The organism is Enterobacter sp. RIT418 (genome assembly GCF_003057745.1).
Taxonomy (GTDB): domain Bacteria; phylum Pseudomonadota; class Gammaproteobacteria; order Enterobacterales; family Enterobacteriaceae; genus Enterobacter.
Map to the genome: position 1 here is coordinate 59,315 of NZ_QBJD02000009.1, position 17,458 is coordinate 76,772.

Sequence of the window (17,458 nt, forward strand, 5' to 3'; positions counted from 1 at the left end):
CCCCTCACCCTAACCCTCTCCCCATAGGGGAGAGGGGACTTCAACACCCTCTCCCCTATGGGGAGAGGGCTGGGGTGAGGGGAAAATCACAGCACGGAAGGCATTAATCCCACCAGCCTTCCCTCTTCCAGAAGCTGCATCGCCTTATCAATATCCGGCGCAAAGAAGCGGTCGTCGTCGTAGTGCGCAACGTGCTCGCGCAGCGCCTGACGCGCCTGCTCCAGCAGCGGGCTGGATTTTAGCCCCTCGCGCAGGTCGATCCCCTGACAGGCGGCAAGCCATTCCACCGCCAGCACGCCGCGGGTGTTTGACGCCATTTCCCACAGGCGACGTCCGGCGGCAGGAGCCATCGAGACGTGATCCTCCTGGTTGGCCGAGGTCGGCAGGCTGTCCACGCTGTGCGGATGGGAGAGCGCTTTATTCTCGCTCGCCAGCGCCGCTGCGGTGACCTGCGCAATCATAAAGCCGGAGTTCACGCCGCCGTTGCGTACGAGGAACGGCGGCAGCTGGGACATATGTTTGTCCATCATCAGCGCGATCCGGCGTTCGGATAAGGCCCCGATTTCGGCAATCGCCAGCGCGATATTATCCGCCGCCATCGCCACCGGCTCGGCGTGGAAGTTACCGCCGGATACCACCTCGTTTTCCTGAGCGAATACAAGCGGGTTGTCCGACACCGCGTTGGCTTCGACCAGCAGCCCCTCCGCCGCCTGGCGCAGCTGCGTCAGGCATGCGCCCATCACCTGCGGCTGGCAGCGCAGCGAGTAAGGGTCCTGAACTTTCTCACAGTTATGGTGAGACTCGGCAATCTCGCTGGTGTCGGTCAGCAGATGGCGATACATCGCCGCCGCGTCAATCTGGCCGCGCTGGCCGCGCACCGCGTGAATGCGGGCGTCAAACGGACGCCGCGAACCCAGCACCGCCTCCGTGGTGAGCGCGCCGCACGCCACCGCCGAGGCAAAGAGATCTTCCGCTTCAAACAGGCCGCGCAGCGCAAAGGCGGTAGACGCCTGGGTGCCGTTAAGCAGCGCCAGCCCCTCTTTCGCCGCCAGGGTAATGGGCGTTAACCCCGCCTTTTGCAGCGCCTCTTTGGCGGGCAGCCACTCCCCCTGCCAGCGCGCTTTGCCTTCACCCAGCAGCAGGAGCGACATATGCGCCAGCGGGGCCAGATCGCCGGACGCGCCGACGGAGCCTTTTGCCGGGATCCACGGGTAGACGTTCGCGTTGACCAGCGCCATCAGCGCCTCGATCACGCTCAGGCGAATCCCCGAGAAGCCGCGCGCCAGGCTGTTGATTTTGAGCACCATCATCAGGCGGACAATTTCATCGTCCAGCGGCTGTCCCACGCCCGCCGCGTGCGACAGCACCAGCGAACGCTGTAAATTTTCCAGGTCGTGGTTTGCGATGCGCGTCTGCGCCAGCAGGCCAAAACCGGTGTTAATGCCGTAGGCGGTACGCCCTTCGGCAACGATCGCCTCTACGCAGGCGACGCTGTCGCTAATGGCCGCATGGGCGCTTTCGTCAAGCGAAAGGGTAACCGGCTGACGCCAGACGCCGCGCAGCTGTTTGAGCGTCAGCGAGCCGGGAGTGAGTGTTAAGGCGTTCATCAATGCTTTCCTTGTGTGGCAGGGACCATCGGCAGGTTTAACCCCTGCTCTTCGGCACATTCAATCGCAATCTCGTAGCCCGCATCCGCGTGGCGCATCACGCCGGTGGCCGGGTCGTTGTGCAGCACGCGGGCGATGCGCGCCGCCGCCTCGTCGGTTCCGTCGCAGACAATGACCATTCCCGAATGCTGGGAGAAGCCCATCCCCACGCCGCCGCCGTGGTGCAGCGAAACCCAGGTTGCGCCGCTGGCGGTGTTCAGCAGCGCGTTGAGCAGCGGCCAGTCGGAGACCGCATCGGAGCCGTCGCGCATGGCTTCGGTTTCGCGGTTCGGGCTGGCCACGGAGCCGGAGTCCAGGTGGTCGCGGCCGATGACGATCGGCGCGGAGACTTCACCGCTGCGCACCATTTCGTTAAAGGCCAGACCGAGCTTTTGGCGCCACGCCAGCCCGACCCAGCAGATGCGCGCCGGCAGGCCCTGGAAGTTAATGCGCTCGCGGGCCATGTCCAGCCAGCGGTGCAGGTGTTCGTCGTCGGCGATGATTTCCTTCACCTTCGCGTCGGTTTTATAGATATCTTCCGGGTCGCCGGAGAGGGCAACCCAGCGGAACGGGCCGATGCCGCGGCAGAACAGCGGGCGAATATAGGCAGGCACGAAGCCGGGGAAATCAAAGGCGTCGGAGACGCCCATCTCTTTTGCCATCTGGCGAATATTGTTGCCGTAGTCAAAGGTCGGAATGCCCATCCGGCTGAAGGCCAGCATCGCGGAGACGTGTTCTGCCATGGAGCGTTTTGCGGCGAGCACCGTGCCCTCCGGGTCGGTTTCCGCTTTTTGCTGATAGGCTTCCCACGTCCAGTCTTTCGGCAGGTAGCCGTGCAGCGGATCGTGGGCGCTGGTCTGGTCGGTGACCAGATCCGGGCGCACGCCGCGGGCAACCAGCTCAGGCAGAACGTCCGCCGCGTTGCCGCACAGGGCAATCGACACCGCTTTGCCTTCGGCGGTGTATTTTTTGATCCGCGCCAGCGCGTCGTCCAGATCGCTCGCCTGCTCGTCCACGTAGCGGGTGCGCAGGCGGAAATCGATGCGGCTCTGCTGGCATTCAATATTGAGCGAGCAGGCGCCCGCCAGGGTAGCGGCCAGCGGCTGCGCGCCGCCCATGCCGCCGAGGCCTGCGGTCAGCACCCAGCGCCCTTTCAGCGAGCCGCCGTAGTGCTGGCGGCCTGCCTCAACGAAGGTTTCGTAGGTGCCCTGCACAATGCCCTGGCTGCCGATATAGATCCAGCTTCCTGCCGTCATCTGGCCGTACATCGCCAGCCCTTTGGCATCCAGCTCGTTGAAGTGCTCCCACGTCGCCCAGTGCGGCACCAGGTTGGAGTTGGCGATCAGCACGCGCGGCGCGTTTTTGTGGGTCTTAAAGACGCCGACCGGCTTGCCGGACTGCACCAGCAGGGTTTCATCGTTTTCGAGATGGGTCAGCGCGTTAACAATGGCGTCATAGCATTCCCAGCTGCGCGCGGCGCGGCCGATACCGCCGTAAACCACCAGTTCGTGGGGATTTTCCGCCACGTCAGGATCGAGGTTGTTCATCAACATGCGCAGCGGCGCTTCGGTGAGCCAGCTTTTCGCGGTGAGCGTGGTGCCGCGCGGGGCGCGAATATCCTGCTGGCGGTATTTACCTGACGACATTGTGTGCTCCTCATGGGGGACGGATGATACAAATAGATATACTTGTATAGACAACCACACACAAGGCGAAATTTAACAAAAAAGATACAATTTTGTTATATTGCGTTAGCTATCACGCTTTTAGCGCTTATGACATGAAATGGCCCTGCAGCCGGTAGCGGTTGCCCGGGAACAGCAGCCTGGCGTGGGAAATGATATGCGAAGATGACCAGGTGCGGCGGCGGATCAGCAGGCACGGATCGTGCTCCTTTATGCGCAGCCATTCGCACTCCTGCGGCGCGGCCCTTACGGCCTCGACGATGTGCTCCCCTTCCGTCAGCGGCGCGATGCGCGAGAGATACGCGTGCGGCGTGGTCTGGGTGTAATCCTGCTCAAGGTACTCCGGCACGCGCCCGGCGTTGACGCAGCGATCCTCAATCTGTACCGGCACGTCGTTCTCATAGTGGATCATCAGCGAATGGAATATCCGCGTGCCCTCTTTGACGTTCAGCTGCAGAGCCTGCTCGGCGCTCGCCTGCGTCTCCTCCAGCACCAGCACCTCGCAGCGGTGCCTGTGGTTGCGCGCGGCAATTTCGTCAGCAATGCTGCGGATTTCAAACAGCGCGGACTGCCCCTTCGGCTCGGCGACAAAGGTGCCGACGCCCTGCAGGCGCACCAGCAGCCCTTCGTCCGTGAGCTCGCGCAGGGCGCGGTTGACTGTCATCCGGCTATAGCCAAACTGCGCCACCAGCTCGGCTTCCGACGGAATGCGGTCGTGCGGGCGAAGCGTGCCGGAGGCGATTTTTTCGCCGATCGCCTGCTTAATCTTTTCGTAAAAAGGCACGGGCGGGCTGGGCTGCGGTGAGCGTGAAAACATAGTGACTCCTGAACGTAATTTTTATGCCCACCAGTGAGCGATTTGCCAGGCCAAACGAGCGGCAAGACGCGCCCCTTGTCCATCCCTGTCGTAGTGCGGATTAAACTCTACCAAATCCGCCGCCGAGAGTTTACCGCTTCGACAAATTTGCTCAATCACGGGCAGCAAATCCAGCGCCGGTACGCCTAACGCCGCGGGCGCGGATACCGCGGGCATTTCGCCTGCGGGCAGCACGTCCAGATCGATCGTGAGGTAAACGCGATCGGCCTGCGCCAGCACCTTTTCCAGCGCGGCGAGCGCGTCGCGCCTGAAGCAGAGGTCTTCCACCAGCGTGACGTTGAGCCGCTCCGCTTCGTCCCACAGCGCCTGGGTGTTGGCCGCGCGGCTGACGCCGAAGCACGCGTACTGAAACTCACGCTTCGCGGCGGCGCAGTGCTGCGCCAGCTGGCGAAACGGCGTGCCGGAGGTGGCGCGTTCGGCCTTGCGCAGGTCGAGATGCGCGTCGAGGTTGATAATGGCCACGCGCGCGTCGGGCCAGGCGTCCAGCACGCCGCGGCCGTGAGCCCAGGCGGTTTCGTGCCCGCCGCCAAAAATAAGGGTTCGCATGCCGAAGCGCTGGCACGCGACTACCGCATCGCTAAGCGCCTGCTGCGCGGCCTCCAGATCGTCGTTGATGACGTAAACAGTCCCCATGTCCGCCAGGCGCTCGTGCCCCTGATGGCTGGCCATATTCGCCAGCGCCCCGCGCAGCGCGTCGGGCGCCCGCGCGGCGCCTGGCCTGCCGCGGTTGCGCGATACCCCTTCATCGCATTCAAAGCCCATCAGGGCGATGCCTGACGAGGCGGGCGCGAAGGCCTCAGCCCGTCGGATCGTCTGGAAGATACGTTTTGCGGTGCTGGCCTCGGCGCTGTCGTCGCGCCCCTGCCAGACCTCTGCCGCAACTGGCCGCCATAGCGTCATGCTTTTCTCCCCCGAAATACGCGTTGATACAGCGGATTGCGGCCCGGCTCATACACCATTTCGACCGGATGCTGCGCGTCCCAGACGATAAAATCGGCGACGTAGCCGCTCTTGAGCTGACCGTGCGTTGCCCCGCGTCCCAGCGCACGCGCGGCGTGCCGGGTCACGCCTGCCCAGGCTTCCTCAGGCGTCAGGCCAAACTGCACGCAGGCCATGTTCATCGCCAGATGGAGGCTGGCAAACGGGCTGGTGCCGGGGTTGTAATCGGTGGCAACCGCCATCGGCACGCCCCGTTGCCTGAGCGCTTCCACCGGCGGGCGCTGGCGCTCCTGCAGAAAATAGAACGCGCCGGGCAGCAGTACCGCCACCGTGCCGTGCTGCGCCATCGCGCGCACGCCGGCCTCGTCGAGATACTCTATATGGTCCGCCGACAGCCCGTTAAAGCGGCTCACCAGCGCGGCGCCTCCGAGGTTTGAGAGCTGTTCGACGTGCCCTTTTACCGGAATGCCCCGCGCGGTAGCGGCCTGAAACAGGCGCTCGGTCTGCGCGGGGGTAAAGCCTACGTTCTCGCAAAATACGTCGACGGCCTCGAATAAGCCCGCCTGCCAGAGCGCAGGCAGGATCTCCTCGCAGACCAGCGCCAGATAGGCGTCGGGATCGTGGCGGTATTCACCGGGTACGGCGTGGGCGGCCAGCAGCGTCGGGCTAACCTCAACGGGATTATCCCGCGCGAGCCGCTGCGCCACCTGCAGCATTTTCGCTTCGGACTCAGCGTTCAGGCCGTATCCCGACTTGATTTCAATGGTGGTAACGCCCTCGTTCATCAGGCGCTGAAGGCGCTGCTGCGCCAGCGCGAGCAGGGCTTCAGGCGAGCTGCTGCGGGTGGCGGCCACGGTGGCGTTAATCCCGCCGCCCTGCTCGCTGATCGTCTTATAGGAGACGCCGTTCAGGCGCTGCTCCCACTCCGAGGCGCGATCGCCGCCAAAGACCAGGTGGGTATGGCAGTCGATGAGCCCTGGGGTCACCAGGCGCTCTTCAAGATCGACGACGCTGCGGTGTCCGGCGGGGAGTTCCGCTTCGGGCACGACGGCCACAATATGCTGGCCGCGCACGACGAGGGCGCACTTTTCCATTATTCCGTAGGGGCCCGTCCGGTCAGGGTCCATCGTTGCCAGCCGGGCGTTACGCCAGACTACGTCGTCGGGTTGAAGCTGCTGCATCGGGCCATCCACTTGTCATGAGTTGTATAGACATTTATTTTCATCTGCGGCGCGGTGTCAACCGACTTTGTGGAAAATGTTATTTATTTGTGATGACTTCCGCCCGCGCGCCCGTGAAAAATGCAACTTTTACCCTTTTTATCTTCCCGTTTCGCTCAACTTAGTATAAAAAAGCAGGCTATTTCGGCAATACCGTTAAGACTTGCATACCCAGGAGCTTTACCTTGAACATTTCCAGGATTTCCCGTCTGGCGTTGGCGTTCGCCTTTGGCGCGACCTTATCCGCATGCAGCTCAACGCCACCGGACCAGCTGCCTTCCGAGCAGGCGGCACCGGGCACGGCTTCCCGCCCGATCTTATCCGCGGGTGAAGCGAAAAACTTCACCCAGGCGCACTACTTTACGGCGATGGATCCTAACGCCGCGCCGTGGACCCCTTCTTCTATTAACCTGCCGAAGCAGCCTGATTTCGTGGTTGGCCCGGCGGGCGCGCAGGGCGTGACGCACACGTCTATCCAGGCGGCGGTGGATGCAGCCATCACCAAACACAGCGCGTCGCGTCAGTACATCGCGATCCTGCCGGGTGAATATGAAGGCACCGTGTATGTTCCTGCCGCGCCGGGCAGCATTACCCTTTACGGCCTGGGCGAAAAAGCAGTCGACGTGAAGATTGGCCTGGCGATTGATTCTGAAATCGACGCCAATACCTGGCGTCACCTGGTGAACCCGGCCGGCAAATACATGCCGGGCAAGCCGGCGTGGTATATGTTCGATAACTGCCAGAGCAAGCGTAATGCAACGGTAGGCGTGATGTGCTCCGCGGTGTTCTGGTCCCAGAATAACGGCCTGCAGCTGCAAAACCTGACCATCCAGAATACCCTGGGCGACAGCGTTGACGCGGGCAACCATCAGGCCGTGGCGCTGCGCAGCGACGGCGACAAGGTGCAGATCAACAACGTGAACATTCTGGGCCGCCAAAACACCTTCTTCGTGACCAACAGCGACGTGAAGAACGCGCTGCAGAACAACCGTCTGACCCGCACGCTGGTCACCAACAGCTACGTTGAGGGCGACGTTGACCTGGTGTCCGGCCGCGGCGCGGTGGTGTTTGATAACACCGATTTCCGCGTGGTGAACTCCCGCACCCAGCAGGAAGGCTACGTGTTCGCGCCCGCAACGCAGTCTAACCTGTTCTACGGCTTCCTCGCCGTGAATAGCCGCTTCAACGCGGCCGGTGACGGCGTGGCGCAGCTGGGCCGATCGCTGGACGTAGACTCAGCCACCAACGGCCAGGTCGTTATTCGCGACAGCGTCATTAACGAAGGCTTCAACGTGGCAAAACCGTGGGCAGATGCCGCTATCTCCAAGCGTCCGTTCTCCGGCAACACCGGCACGGTGGACGACAAAGATAACGTGCAGCGCAACCTTAACGACGCTAACTTCAACCGCATGTGGGAATACAACAACCGCGGTTTAGGCAGCAAAGTGGTTGCAGAGCCGAAGCAGTAAGCTGATTTGCCGGGCGGCGGCTTCGCCTTACCCGGCCTACAGGCATAAAAAAACCTCGCGAATGCGAGGTTTTTTGTTTTAGGCCACTCAGTGCGCGTTAACCACCACCCACATTGGCCCCTGGCCGACGGCGTAGCGCCCCTTCTCTTCCAGCAGGCCCTGCGCGCCCTTAATTTCATACAGCGCAACGTGGTGGGATTTCTGCCCCGCCGCAATCAGGTATTTCCCGCTGTGGTCGACGTTGAAGCCGCGCGGCTGGGTTTCCGTCGGCTGGAAGCCTTCCACCGCCAGCACGCTGCCGTCTTCGGAGACGCTGAACACGGTGATCAGGCTGGAGGTGCGGTCGCAGGTGTACAGATGGCGACCGTCCGGCGTGATGTGGATATCCGCCGCCCAGCGGGTGTCGGAGAAGTCAGACGGCATCATGTCCAGCGTCTGCACGCACTCAATCTGGCCGTTAGGATCTTTCAGCTCCCACACGTCCACCGAGCTGTTCAGTTCGTTCACCACGTAGGCGTACTGCTGATTCGGATGGAAGACCATATGGCGCGGGCCTGCGCCCTCAACGGTGGTGACTTCCGCCGGGGTTTGCGCCACCAGGTGGCCGTCATCGCTCAGGGTAAACAGGCAGATGCGGTCCTGCTTGAGCGCGGGTACCCACAGCGTGCGGTTATCCGGAGAGATATTGGCAGAGTGGCAGCCTTCCAGTCCTTCCACCACGTCGACCGTCTCAACCGGAATGCCGTCGACAAGGCGGGTCACGCTAACGCATCCGGCGTTATAGGAGCCGCTAAAGACAAAGTTGCCTTTGCGGTCGGTGGAGATATGGGTTGGGCTACCCGGCAGCGGCGCTTCCGCGGCGTAGGTCAACGCCCCATCGTCCGGGGAGATGCGATAGGCCAGCACGCGAAACTCCGGGCGTACCCCCACGTACAGGAAACGTTTATCCGGGCTGACGACCATCGGCTGAACCTGCCCGGGAACATCAACAACCTGAACCAGCGTGAGCGAACCTTCCGCATTCAGGCGCCAGACGTGGATCTGCTGGCTTTCAGGGCTGGCGGTATAAACGGTTTGTTTCATGAATACTCCTTTCCTCACTGCGCGTGAAAGTGATTATTTTTAACGGTGAATGCTGAATTTTAGCCAGGAATTGTGTAGCCATTTACTCTGGGTGTAACATCCCCTGACACCTAAAATTCAACATTAACCCGGATGAACAAATGACCTCGCGTGTGATTGCACTGGATTTAGACGGAACACTGCTTACCCCTCAAAAAACCCTGCTCCCCTCTTCTCTTGAAGCGCTGAAGCGCGCAAAAGAAGCGGGATATCAACTCCTGATCGTCACGGGTCGACATCACGTTGCCATTCATCCTTTTTATCAGGCACTGGCGTTAGATACACCTGCAATTTGCTGCAACGGTACCTATTTGTATGATTATCAGGCGAAAAAGGTTTTAGAATCCGATCCGCTCCCCGTCACGCAGGCGCTTCAACTGATTGATTTGCTGGATGAGCACGACGTTCACGGCCTGATGTACGTTGATAACGCGATGGTGTACGAGCGCCCGACCGGCCACGTGATCCGCACCAGCAACTGGGCGCTTTCGCTGCCGGAAGCGCAGCGTCCGGTCTTTACGCAGGTCCCTTCCCTGCGCCAGGCGGCGCAGGACGTGGACGCGATCTGGAAATTTGCCCTGACGGATGAAGACACCGCGAAGCTTAACGCGTTTGCGAAGCACGTTGAGCAGACGCTGGGCCTGGAGTGCGAATGGTCCTGGCACGATCAGGTCGATATTGCCCGTAAAGGCAACAGCAAAGGCAAGCGCCTGACGCAGTTCGTTGAGTCTCAGGGAGGGTCGATGCAGGACGTCATTGCCTTTGGCGATAACTACAACGACATCAGCATGCTCGAAGCCGCCGGGACGGGCGTAGCGATGGGCAATGCCGACGACGCGGTAAAAGCGCGCGCTAACGTGGTGATTGGCGATAACGCCGCCGACAGCATCGCGCAGTACATTTATACCCACCTGCTGTAATCAGGTGGTTATCGAGACGCTCTTAATCTGCGCGTAAAGCCACTGGCCGGGCTTGATGCCTAGCTCATCCCTGGCCCACGGGCTGATGCGCGCCCAGAGCGTCTTAACCCCAACCTCCAGCTGCACGTCTACCTGCCCGTCATTGTCATAGCACTCCGCCACTCTGGCACGCAACACGTTACGAATGCTGGTCTGTACCGGCGGCTGGAGCACCAGCGAGACGTCCGACGCCTGAATGCGGATGCGCAAAGCGGACTGCAGCGGCTTGTCTACCTTATTCACCCACAGATGCTGATCGCCGAGCGCCAGCGCGGTCATCGCGTAGTGCGGATGGTGTTCAAGGACGCTGACCTTCAGAATGCTGCTCTGCTGGTCTTTCGGCAGCCACGGGTGCATGACGCTGCTGCCCCAGACCTCTTCGAGATTGCCGAACGCCTTCACGCTGCCCTCTTCGAGCACCAGCACTTTGTCCGCCAGATGGAGAATTTCATCCAGCGAATGGCTAACGTAAAGCATCGGAATATGGATTTCCCGGGCCAGGCGCTGGAGGTACGGCAGCAGCTCGCGCTTGCGCGGAATATCAAGCGAGGCCAGCGGCTCGTCCAACAGCAGCAGTTCCGGCGCGGTCAACAGCGCGCGGCCAATCGCCACGCGCTGCTTTTCACCGCCGGAAAGCGAGGACGGCAGCCGATCGAGCAGAGGGTCAATCCCCAGCAGCGCCACAAGCTTGTCAAACTGGCCGGCCATGCTCTTCGCCATGCCGTAGCGCAGGTTGCCGCGCACGCTGTAGTGCGGAAACAGGCGCGCGTCCTGGAAAACGTACCCGATACGCCTTTTATCCGGCGACAGGTAAATCTTCTTCTCCACGTCGTTCAGCACGCGGTTATTGAGGATGATGCTTCCCGACTGCGGGCGCGTGAGGCCGCTGATGGCGTTAATGAGCGAGGTTTTCCCCGCGCCCGACACGCCAAAAATGGCCGTGATCCCGCTGGCGGGCAGCGTTTCGCTAATCGTCAGGCAGTGGTTCCCCAGCGTCTGGGTGAAATTAAGCTCCAGCATGTTATTTCCCCATCCGTTCGCGGCTCAGGCGCGCCAGCCATTCGGAGACCAGCAGCGAGATCAGCGCCAGCACGATGGAGATTATGCACAGCCGCGCCGCCGCGCCCTCGCCGCCCGGCGTTTGAATCAGCGTATACATTGCCGACGGGATGGTTCGCGTTTCGCCGGGAATGTTGGAAACGAAGGTAATGGTGGCCCCGAACTCTCCGAGCGAGCGGGCAAAGGCGAGCACCGTGCCAACGATAATGCCCGGCAGCGTCAGCGGGAGCGTGATGGTGAAAAATACCCGCCAGCGCCCTGCGCCCAGCGTGCGGGCCGCCTGTTCAAGCTTGATATCCACGCCTTCCAGCGCAAGGCGAATGGCGCGCACCATCAGCGGAAACGACATCACCGCCGCCGCCAGCACCGCGCCGCGCCAGCTGAAGGCAAACGTCAGGCCGAACCAGTCATACAGCTTTTCGCCGATGAAGCCGCGCCGCCCCATCGAAATGAGCAGCAGATAGCCGACCACAACGGGCGGTAAAACCAAAGGGAGGTGAAGAATGCTGTCCAGAAGGGCTTTGCCCGGGAACTTACAGCGAACCAGCAGCCAGGCAAAGAAGATCCCAAAGGGCAGACTCACTGCAACGGCCAGGGACGAGACTTTGAGGCTCAGCAGTACTGCCTGCCATTCAGGATCGGTCAATATCATTCGTGAGTCGTAAATCCGTAACGTTTAAAGATTGCAGACGCTTCTGGCCCTTTCAGATAATCATAGAAGGCCGTTACCGCCGCCGTTTTGCGTCCATCAACAACCGCCACAGGGTATTCCACTTTTTTGTGGGAGTCTTCAGGGAAGGTTCCAACCACTTTTACTCCTTTACTGGCAACGGCGTCAGAGCCGTATACAATGCCCAGCGGAGCCTCGTTACGCTCAACCAGCGCCAGCGCGCCGCGCACGTCCTCGGCCGGTGCCAGCTTAGGCGATAAGGTTTCCCACGCGCCGAGCTTTTGCAGCGCTTCTTTCGCGTAAATACCCGCCGGAACGTGTTCCGGATCGCCAACCGCCAGACGGCCGCCGTTCAGCAGGTGAGTCCAGTTGGTTTGCCTGTTGATGGCGATATCAGCCTGTGCGCTGCCCTTCGGCGCCACCAACACCAGGCTGTTGCCCAGCAGCGTTTCGCGCGTTGCCGTATCAACCGATTTTTTGTCCACCGCATAATCCATCCACTTCTGATCGGCAGAGATGAACAGATCGGCCGGTGCCCCCGCCTCAATCTGGCGCGCCAGCGTTGAAGACGAGGCAAACGAGGAGACTACGTCCACGTTCTTCTCTTTCTTGTAAACGGCGGCAATATCCTGCATGGCGTTTGTCAGCGACGCGGCGGCAAAGACCGTGATTTTAGCGTCATCCGCCAGCGCGTGCCCGGCGAATGTTAAGGTCAGCGTTGCCCCGGCGAAGAGGCGTGCCCATGTACGTGCCATTTGATGCTCCTGTGCGTTTCGTTATATACGCATAAATATAACGATTATTGCAGGGATATCCCAGCGTTTCATCGTACCGATTAATGAGTAACGGGCTGATCTTAGGAATACTATCGGCGGAGAGGGGAAAAACTTAAGAAGCAAAACGCCCGGACGAGCCGGGCGTTTTGTGGAAATTATTGCTGCTTTTTCGGCTGGTCGCGGTGACCAATGTTCGAAAACAGGTTAAATACTTCACCCAGGCCGTAGATGGCACCGAGGATGATAGCCATCACGACTGGCACCATGATCACAGCGAATACCAGACTTTTCAACAACTCTAACATGGTTTTCTCCAGATAGTGTGAAGGGCGTATTCTACCCTGAAACGTAATAAAAACATCCCCTTTTGTGCGGTGCGCTTTGCGCCTGAGGGCATTTGGGTCACAATACGCTTTTTGCCAGGATACCGCTATGCAGGCTGAAATTCTCCTCACGTTACGCCTTCAGCAGAAGCTTTTCGCCGATCCGCGACGCATTGCCCTGCTTAAACAGATAGAACAAACCGGGTCAATTAGCCAGGGGGCAAAAAACGCCGGCATCAGCTACAAAAGCGCGTGGGATGCCATCAACGAGATGAACACCCTGAGCGAACAAACGCTGGTTGACCGCGCGACCGGCGGCAAAGGCGGCGGAGGCGCGGTGCTGACCCGCTACGGCCAGCGCCTGATTCAGCTTTACGACCTGCTGGCGCAGATCCAGCAGAAAGCCTTTGACGTGCTCAGCGATGACGACAATATTCCGCTGGACAGCCTGCTGGGCGCCATCTCCCGCTTTTCCCTGCAGACCAGCGCGCGCAACCAGTGGTTTGGCACCGTCACCGCCCGCGATAATTCGCAGGTGCAGCAGCATATCGATATCCTGCTGGCCGACGGCACCACCCGCCTGAAGGCTGCCATCACCGCGCAAAGCGGCGAGCGCCTGGGCCTTGATGAGGGCAAAGAGGTGCTGGTGCTGCTGAAAGCGCCCTGGGTCAACGTCACCCTTCAGCCCGAGCGCGCGGGCGAGGCCGATAACCAGCTGCGCGGGGCGATTAGCCACATTGAGCGCGGCGCGGAGCAGTGCGAAGTGCTGATGACGCTGCCGGACGGACAAACGCTTTGCGCAACGGTGCCGGCAAGCGAGGCGTGCGAACTGGCAGAAGGCGCGATTGTGACCGCATATTTCAATGCCGATCGGGTCATTCTTGCCACATTATGCTGAGCGCATTGACAATCGCGCCGACAGTGATTATTCCTGATGTTCTTTGCTGCAAAAAATGGGATAAATCATGTCATCATTGCATATTTCGCAAGGCACGTTTCGTCTTGGCGATACCCGAACGCTGGCGCTTGCTGAATTCACGCTGCGGGCGGGCGAAAGCTGGGCGTTTGTCGGCACCAACGGCAGCGGAAAATCTGCGCTGGCCCGCGCGCTGGCAGGAGAGTTAACCCCGCTTAAGGGCGAGCGCCGGTGCGGCTTTTCCCGCCTGACGCGCCTCTCCTTCGAACAGCTGCAAAAGCTGGTCAGCGACGAGTGGCAGCGCAACAATACCGATCTGCTCAGCCCTGGCGAAGAAGACACCGGCCGCACCGCCGCCGAGATTATTCAGGATGAAATCAAAGACCCTGCCCGCTGCCAGCAGCTGGCGGAGCAGTTTGGCATCACCGCCCTGCTCGACAGGCGCTTCAAGTATCTTTCTACCGGCGAAACGCGAAAAGCGCTGCTTTGCCAGGCGCTGATGGGCCAGCCTGAGCTTCTCATTCTGGATGAGCCTTTTGACGGGCTGGACGTGCAGTCCCGCGCCCAGCTGGCGTCCCTGCTAGAAACGCTTAACCAGCAGGGCCTTACCCTCGTGCTGGTGCTTAACCGCTTCGACGAGATCCCCGCCTTCGTGCAGCACGCGGGGGTGCTGGCGGACTGCAGCCTGACCGAGGTCGGTGAAAAAAACGCCCTGCTTCAGCAGGCGCTGATTGCCCAGCTGGCGCACAGCGAGCGGCTGGACGGCATTACGCTTCCGGAACCCGACGCGCCCTCGGCCCGCCACGGGCTCGATCCCAGCCAGCCGCGCATCGTGCTGCGCGACGGCGTTGTGTCGTATAACGATCGCCCCATTCTGAACACGCTGAGCTGGACGGTGAACCCCGGCGAGCACTGGCAAATCGTTGGCCCTAACGGCGCGGGGAAATCCACCCTGCTGAGCCTGATTACCGGCGATCATCCTCAGGGCTACAGCAACGACCTGACGCTGTTTGGCCGCCGTCGCGGCAGCGGTGAAACCATATGGGATATCAAAAAACACATCGGCTACGTCAGCAGCAGCCTGCATCTCGACTACCGGGTTAGCACCACGGTGCGCAACGTCATTTTGTCCGGCTTTTTCGACTCCATCGGTATTTATCAGGCGGTTTCGGACAAGCAGCAGGCGCTGGCGCAGCGGTGGCTGGATATTCTGGGCATGGACGATCGGGTCGCAGATGCGCCGTTCCATAGCCTTTCATGGGGCCAGCAGCGGCTGGCGCTGATCGTTCGCGCGCTGGTAAAACACCCGACGCTGCTGATTCTGGACGAGCCGCTTCAGGGGCTGGACCCGCTGAACCGCCAGCTGATCCGCCGCTTTGTTGACGTGCTCATCGGCGAAGGTGAAACCCAGCTGCTGTTTGTTTCTCACCATGCTGAGGACGCGCCTTCCTGCATTACCCATCGGCTGGAGTTCGTGCCCGAGGGCGAGCGCTATCGCTATCTGTTAAGCAAAATCGATTAACCCGCGGAGGGCGCAGCCCTCCGCTTTTCAGACAACCTGCAGCATTACATCCCTATCCCTTTGATCTAGAATGCTCAAGCGCATCGGAAATTCAGGGTTCCGCATCCATGTAAACGATTCCACTATTTTATCCCATGTCACACTTTTGACGGCTCTGTTATGCTATGGTTAATACATACCATAAGCCCAATGGAGCGAAATATGCGAGTTCTTGTAACAGGTGGTAGCGGTTACATTGGTAGTCATACCTGCGTTCAGCTGCTGCAAAACGGTCACGATGTCATCATCCTCGACAACCTGTGCAACAGTAAGCGCAGCGTGCTGCCTGTGATTGAACGTCTTGGCGGTAAACAACCGACCTTCGTCGAAGGCGACATCCGCAACGAAGCGTTGATGACCGAAATCCTTCACGACCATGCCATCGACACGGTGATCCACTTCGCGGGCCTGAAGGCGGTCGGCGAGTCGGTCGCAAAACCGCTTGAGTACTATGACAACAACGTCAACGGTACGCTGCGCCTCATCTCCGCCATGCGCGCGGCGAACGTGAAAAACGTTATCTTTAGCTCTTCCGCCACCGTCTACGGTGACCAGCCGAAAATTCCTTACGTCGAAAGCTTCCCGACCGGCACGCCGCAAAGCCCCTACGGCAAGAGCAAGCTGATGGTGGAGCAGATCTTCACCGATCTGCAAAAAGCACAGCCTGACTGGAGCATCGCGCTGCTGCGCTACTTCAACCCGGTCGGCGCACATCCGTCAGGCGATATGGGCGAAGATCCGCAGGGTATCCCGAACAACCTGATGCCGTACATCGCGCAGGTAGCCGTGGGCCGCCGCGAGTCGCTGGCCATTTTTGGCAACGACTATCCGACCGAAGACGGGACCGGCGTGCGCGACTACATCCACGTAATGGATTTGGCAGACGGCCACGTCGCGGCGATGCAGCAGCTGGCGGGCAAGCCCGGCGTGCATATTTATAATCTTGGTGCCGGCGTCGGCAGCAGCGTGCTGGACGTTGTGAACGCCTTCAGCAAAGCCTGCGGCAAGCCGGTGAACTACCACTTTGCGCCACGCCGCGACGGCGACCTTCCGGCGTACTGGGCCGATGCGACCAAAGCGGATAAAGAGCTGAACTGGCGCGTGACCCGCACGCTTGATGAGATGGCGCAGGATACCTGGCACTGGCAGTCTCGCCATCCTCAGGGCTATCCGGACTAAGGATCTGTCATGACGCAATTCAATCCCGTCGATCACCCGCATCGTCGCTTTAATCCGCTCAGCGGACAATGGATTTTGGTCTCTCCGCATCGCGCCAAGCGCCCCTGGCAGGGGGCGCAAGAGACGCCTGCACAACAGACGCTGCCGCAGCATGACCCGGACTGCTTCCTCTGCCCGGGCAACACGCGCGTGACCGGTGACGTTAACCCGAACTATAAAGGCACCTACGTTTTCACCAACGATTTTGCCGCGCTGATGACGGACACGCCGGACGCGCCGCAAAGCCACGACCCGCTGATGCGCTGTGAAAGCGCGCGCGGCACCAGCCGCGTGATCTGCTTCTCCCCGGACCACAGCAAAACGCTGCCGGAGCTGAGCGTCGACGCGCTGAAAGAGGTCGTCAGCACCTGGCAGACGCAAACTGCTGAACTGGGTCAGACCTACCCGTGGGTACAAGTGTTCGAAAACAAGGGCGCGGCAATGGGCTGCTCTAACCCGCACCCGCACGGTCAGATCTGGGCGAACAGCTTCCTGCCCAACGAAGCCGAGCGTGAAGACCGCCTGCAAAAAGCGTACTTCGCGGAAAACGGCTCGCCGATGCTGGTGGATTACACCCGGCGCGAGCTGGCCGACGGCAGCCGTACGGTTGTCGAAACCGAGCACTGGCTTGCCGTGGTGCCCTACTGGGCGGCCTGGCCGTTTGAAACGCTGCTGCTGCCGAAGGCGCACGTGCAGCGCATTACCGATCTCAACGACGCCCAGCGCGACGATCTGGCACTGGCGCTGAAAAAACTGACCAGCCGCTATGACAACCTTTTCCAGTGCTCTTTCCCCTACTCGATGGGCTGGCACGGCGCGCCGTTCAACGGTGAGGAGAATCAGCACTGGCAGCTGCACGCGCATTTCTATCCTCCGCTGCTGCGTTCGGCAACGGTGCGTAAATTTATGGTGGGCTACGAAATGCTGGCGGAAACCCAGCGCGACCTGACGGCAGAACAGGCCGCAGAGCGTCTGCGCGCCGTCAGCGACGTCCACTTTCGCGAATCAGGAGCCTAAT

General features: G+C 60.7%; 16 protein-coding genes. 6 read left to right on the plus strand and 10 right to left on the minus strand.

The window, feature by feature from the left end; genetic code table 11:
* Positions 1 to 86: 86 nt before the first annotated feature.
* The 5 genes from hutH to hutI form a co-directional block, all read right to left on the minus strand.
* The gene (gene hutH / locus DBY73_RS12335) at positions 87 to 1,607 is read right to left on the minus strand and encodes a histidine ammonia-lyase (RefSeq protein WP_112011435.1); all 1,521 of its coding nucleotides are present in this window, start codon (positions 1,605 to 1,607) and stop codon (positions 87 to 89) included.
* Entirely contained in the window at positions 1,607 to 3,292 is a 1,686-nt protein-coding gene (hutU, locus tag DBY73_RS12340) for a urocanate hydratase (protein WP_112011436.1), read from the minus strand. Before hutU ends, hutH begins: the two co-directional genes overlap by 1 nt.
* Before the next feature lie 127 nt (positions 3,293 to 3,419).
* The gene (locus DBY73_RS12345) at positions 3,420 to 4,148 is read right to left on the minus strand and encodes a histidine utilization repressor (RefSeq protein WP_112011437.1); all 729 of its coding nucleotides are present in this window, start codon (positions 4,146 to 4,148) and stop codon (positions 3,420 to 3,422) included.
* Between the two features lie 21 nt (positions 4,149 to 4,169).
* Complete coding sequence (gene hutG / locus DBY73_RS12350; RefSeq protein ID WP_112011438.1) at positions 4,170 to 5,108, minus strand: formimidoylglutamase; 939 nt, start codon at positions 5,106 to 5,108, stop codon at positions 4,170 to 4,172.
* Positions 5,105 to 6,328: an imidazolonepropionase gene (gene hutI / locus DBY73_RS12355; RefSeq protein ID WP_112011439.1), complete on the minus strand. Its 1,224-nt coding sequence runs from the start codon at positions 6,326 to 6,328 to the stop codon at positions 5,105 to 5,107. Before hutI ends, hutG begins: the two co-directional genes overlap by 4 nt.
* A gap of 224 nt (positions 6,329 to 6,552) precedes the next feature.
* On the opposite strand from hutI, the gene DBY73_RS12360 reads away from it, so the two are divergent.
* Positions 6,553 to 7,836, plus strand: a complete 1,284-nt coding sequence (locus tag DBY73_RS12360) for a putative acyl-CoA thioester hydrolase (protein WP_112011440.1) — start codon at positions 6,553 to 6,555, stop codon at positions 7,834 to 7,836.
* 87 nt (positions 7,837 to 7,923) lie between these two features.
* Here DBY73_RS12360 and pgl read toward each other — a convergent pair whose 3' ends face one another.
* Positions 7,924 to 8,919 (minus strand): 6-phosphogluconolactonase, encoded by a 996-nt coding sequence (pgl, locus tag DBY73_RS12365; RefSeq protein ID WP_112011441.1) that lies wholly within the window; start codon positions 8,917 to 8,919, stop codon positions 7,924 to 7,926.
* 140 nt (positions 8,920 to 9,059) lie between these two features.
* Between pgl and DBY73_RS12370 the strand changes: the two genes are divergently transcribed.
* On the plus strand, positions 9,060 to 9,878 hold the full coding sequence (locus DBY73_RS12370; protein ID WP_112011442.1) for a pyridoxal phosphatase: 819 nt from the start codon (positions 9,060 to 9,062) through the stop codon (positions 9,876 to 9,878).
* Here DBY73_RS12370 and modC read toward each other — a convergent pair whose 3' ends face one another.
* The 4 genes from modC to DBY73_RS12390 form a co-directional block, all read right to left on the minus strand.
* Complete coding sequence (gene modC / locus DBY73_RS12375) at positions 9,879 to 10,937, minus strand: molybdenum ABC transporter ATP-binding protein ModC (RefSeq protein WP_112011443.1); 1,059 nt, start codon at positions 10,935 to 10,937, stop codon at positions 9,879 to 9,881. It lies immediately after the preceding gene.
* Position 10,938: 1 nt separating this feature from the next.
* Positions 10,939 to 11,628, minus strand: coding sequence for a molybdate ABC transporter permease subunit (modB, locus tag DBY73_RS12380; RefSeq protein WP_112011444.1), 690 nt, complete (start codon positions 11,626 to 11,628; stop codon positions 10,939 to 10,941).
* Entirely contained in the window at positions 11,625 to 12,401 is a 777-nt protein-coding gene (modA, locus tag DBY73_RS12385) for a molybdate ABC transporter substrate-binding protein (RefSeq protein WP_112011445.1), read from the minus strand. Before modA ends, modB begins: the two co-directional genes overlap by 4 nt.
* 176 nt (positions 12,402 to 12,577) lie before the next feature.
* Positions 12,578 to 12,727, minus strand: a complete 150-nt coding sequence (locus tag DBY73_RS12390) for an AcrZ family multidrug efflux pump-associated protein (protein ID WP_112011446.1) — start codon at positions 12,725 to 12,727, stop codon at positions 12,578 to 12,580.
* A 127-nt stretch (positions 12,728 to 12,854) separates the two neighbouring features.
* On the opposite strand from DBY73_RS12390, the gene modE reads away from it, so the two are divergent.
* The 4 genes from modE (at position 12,855) to galT (ending at position 17,457) form a co-directional block, all read left to right on the plus strand.
* Positions 12,855 to 13,643 carry a molybdenum-dependent transcriptional regulator gene (gene modE, locus DBY73_RS12395; protein ID WP_112011447.1) on the plus strand — a complete coding sequence of 263 codons (789 nt, stop codon included), beginning with the start codon at positions 12,855 to 12,857 and terminating at the stop codon, positions 13,641 to 13,643.
* A gap of 67 nt (positions 13,644 to 13,710) precedes the next feature.
* A complete protein-coding gene (modF, locus tag DBY73_RS12400) occupies positions 13,711 to 15,183 on the plus strand; it encodes a molybdate ABC transporter ATP-binding protein ModF (RefSeq protein ID WP_112011448.1) in 1,473 nt (490 codons plus the stop codon).
* Positions 15,184 to 15,384: 201 nt separating this feature from the next.
* Positions 15,385 to 16,401: a UDP-glucose 4-epimerase GalE gene (galE, locus tag DBY73_RS12405; protein ID WP_112011449.1), complete on the plus strand. Its 1,017-nt coding sequence runs from the start codon at positions 15,385 to 15,387 to the stop codon at positions 16,399 to 16,401.
* Between the two features lie 9 nt (positions 16,402 to 16,410).
* The gene (gene galT, locus DBY73_RS12410; protein WP_112011450.1) at positions 16,411 to 17,457 is read left to right on the plus strand and encodes a galactose-1-phosphate uridylyltransferase; all 1,047 of its coding nucleotides are present in this window, start codon (positions 16,411 to 16,413) and stop codon (positions 17,455 to 17,457) included.
* Position 17,458 lies beyond the last annotated feature (1 nt).

Coding starts and splice junctions, on each gene's coding strand:
- hutH (WP_112011435.1), bottom strand. CDS start 1,607: ATGAACGCCTTAACACTCACTCCCGGCTCGCTGACGCTCAAACAGCTG.
- hutU (WP_112011436.1), bottom strand. CDS start 3,292: ATGTCGTCAGGTAAATACCGCCAGCAGGATATTCGCGCCCCGCGCGGC.
- DBY73_RS12345 (WP_112011437.1), bottom strand. CDS start 4,148: ATGTTTTCACGCTCACCGCAGCCCAGCCCGCCCGTGCCTTTTTACGAA.
- hutG (WP_112011438.1), bottom strand. CDS start 5,108: ATGACGCTATGGCGGCCAGTTGCGGCAGAGGTCTGGCAGGGGCGCGAC.
- hutI (WP_112011439.1), bottom strand. CDS start 6,328: ATGCAGCAGCTTCAACCCGACGACGTAGTCTGGCGTAACGCCCGGCTG.
- pgl (WP_112011441.1), bottom strand. CDS start 8,919: ATGAAACAAACCGTTTATACCGCCAGCCCTGAAAGCCAGCAGATCCAC.
- DBY73_RS12370 (WP_112011442.1), top strand. CDS start 9,060: ATGACCTCGCGTGTGATTGCACTGGATTTAGACGGAACACTGCTTACC.
- modC (WP_112011443.1), bottom strand. CDS start 10,937: ATGCTGGAGCTTAATTTCACCCAGACGCTGGGGAACCACTGCCTGACG.
- modB (WP_112011444.1), bottom strand. CDS start 11,628: ATGATATTGACCGATCCTGAATGGCAGGCAGTACTGCTGAGCCTCAAA.
- modA (WP_112011445.1), bottom strand. CDS start 12,401: ATGGCACGTACATGGGCACGCCTCTTCGCCGGGGCAACGCTGACCTTA.
- DBY73_RS12390 (WP_112011446.1), bottom strand. CDS start 12,727: ATGTTAGAGTTGTTGAAAAGTCTGGTATTCGCTGTGATCATGGTGCCA.
- modE (WP_112011447.1), top strand. CDS start 12,855: ATGCAGGCTGAAATTCTCCTCACGTTACGCCTTCAGCAGAAGCTTTTC.
- modF (WP_112011448.1), top strand. CDS start 13,711: ATGTCATCATTGCATATTTCGCAAGGCACGTTTCGTCTTGGCGATACC.
- galE (WP_112011449.1), top strand. CDS start 15,385: ATGCGAGTTCTTGTAACAGGTGGTAGCGGTTACATTGGTAGTCATACC.
- galT (WP_112011450.1), top strand. CDS start 16,411: ATGACGCAATTCAATCCCGTCGATCACCCGCATCGTCGCTTTAATCCG.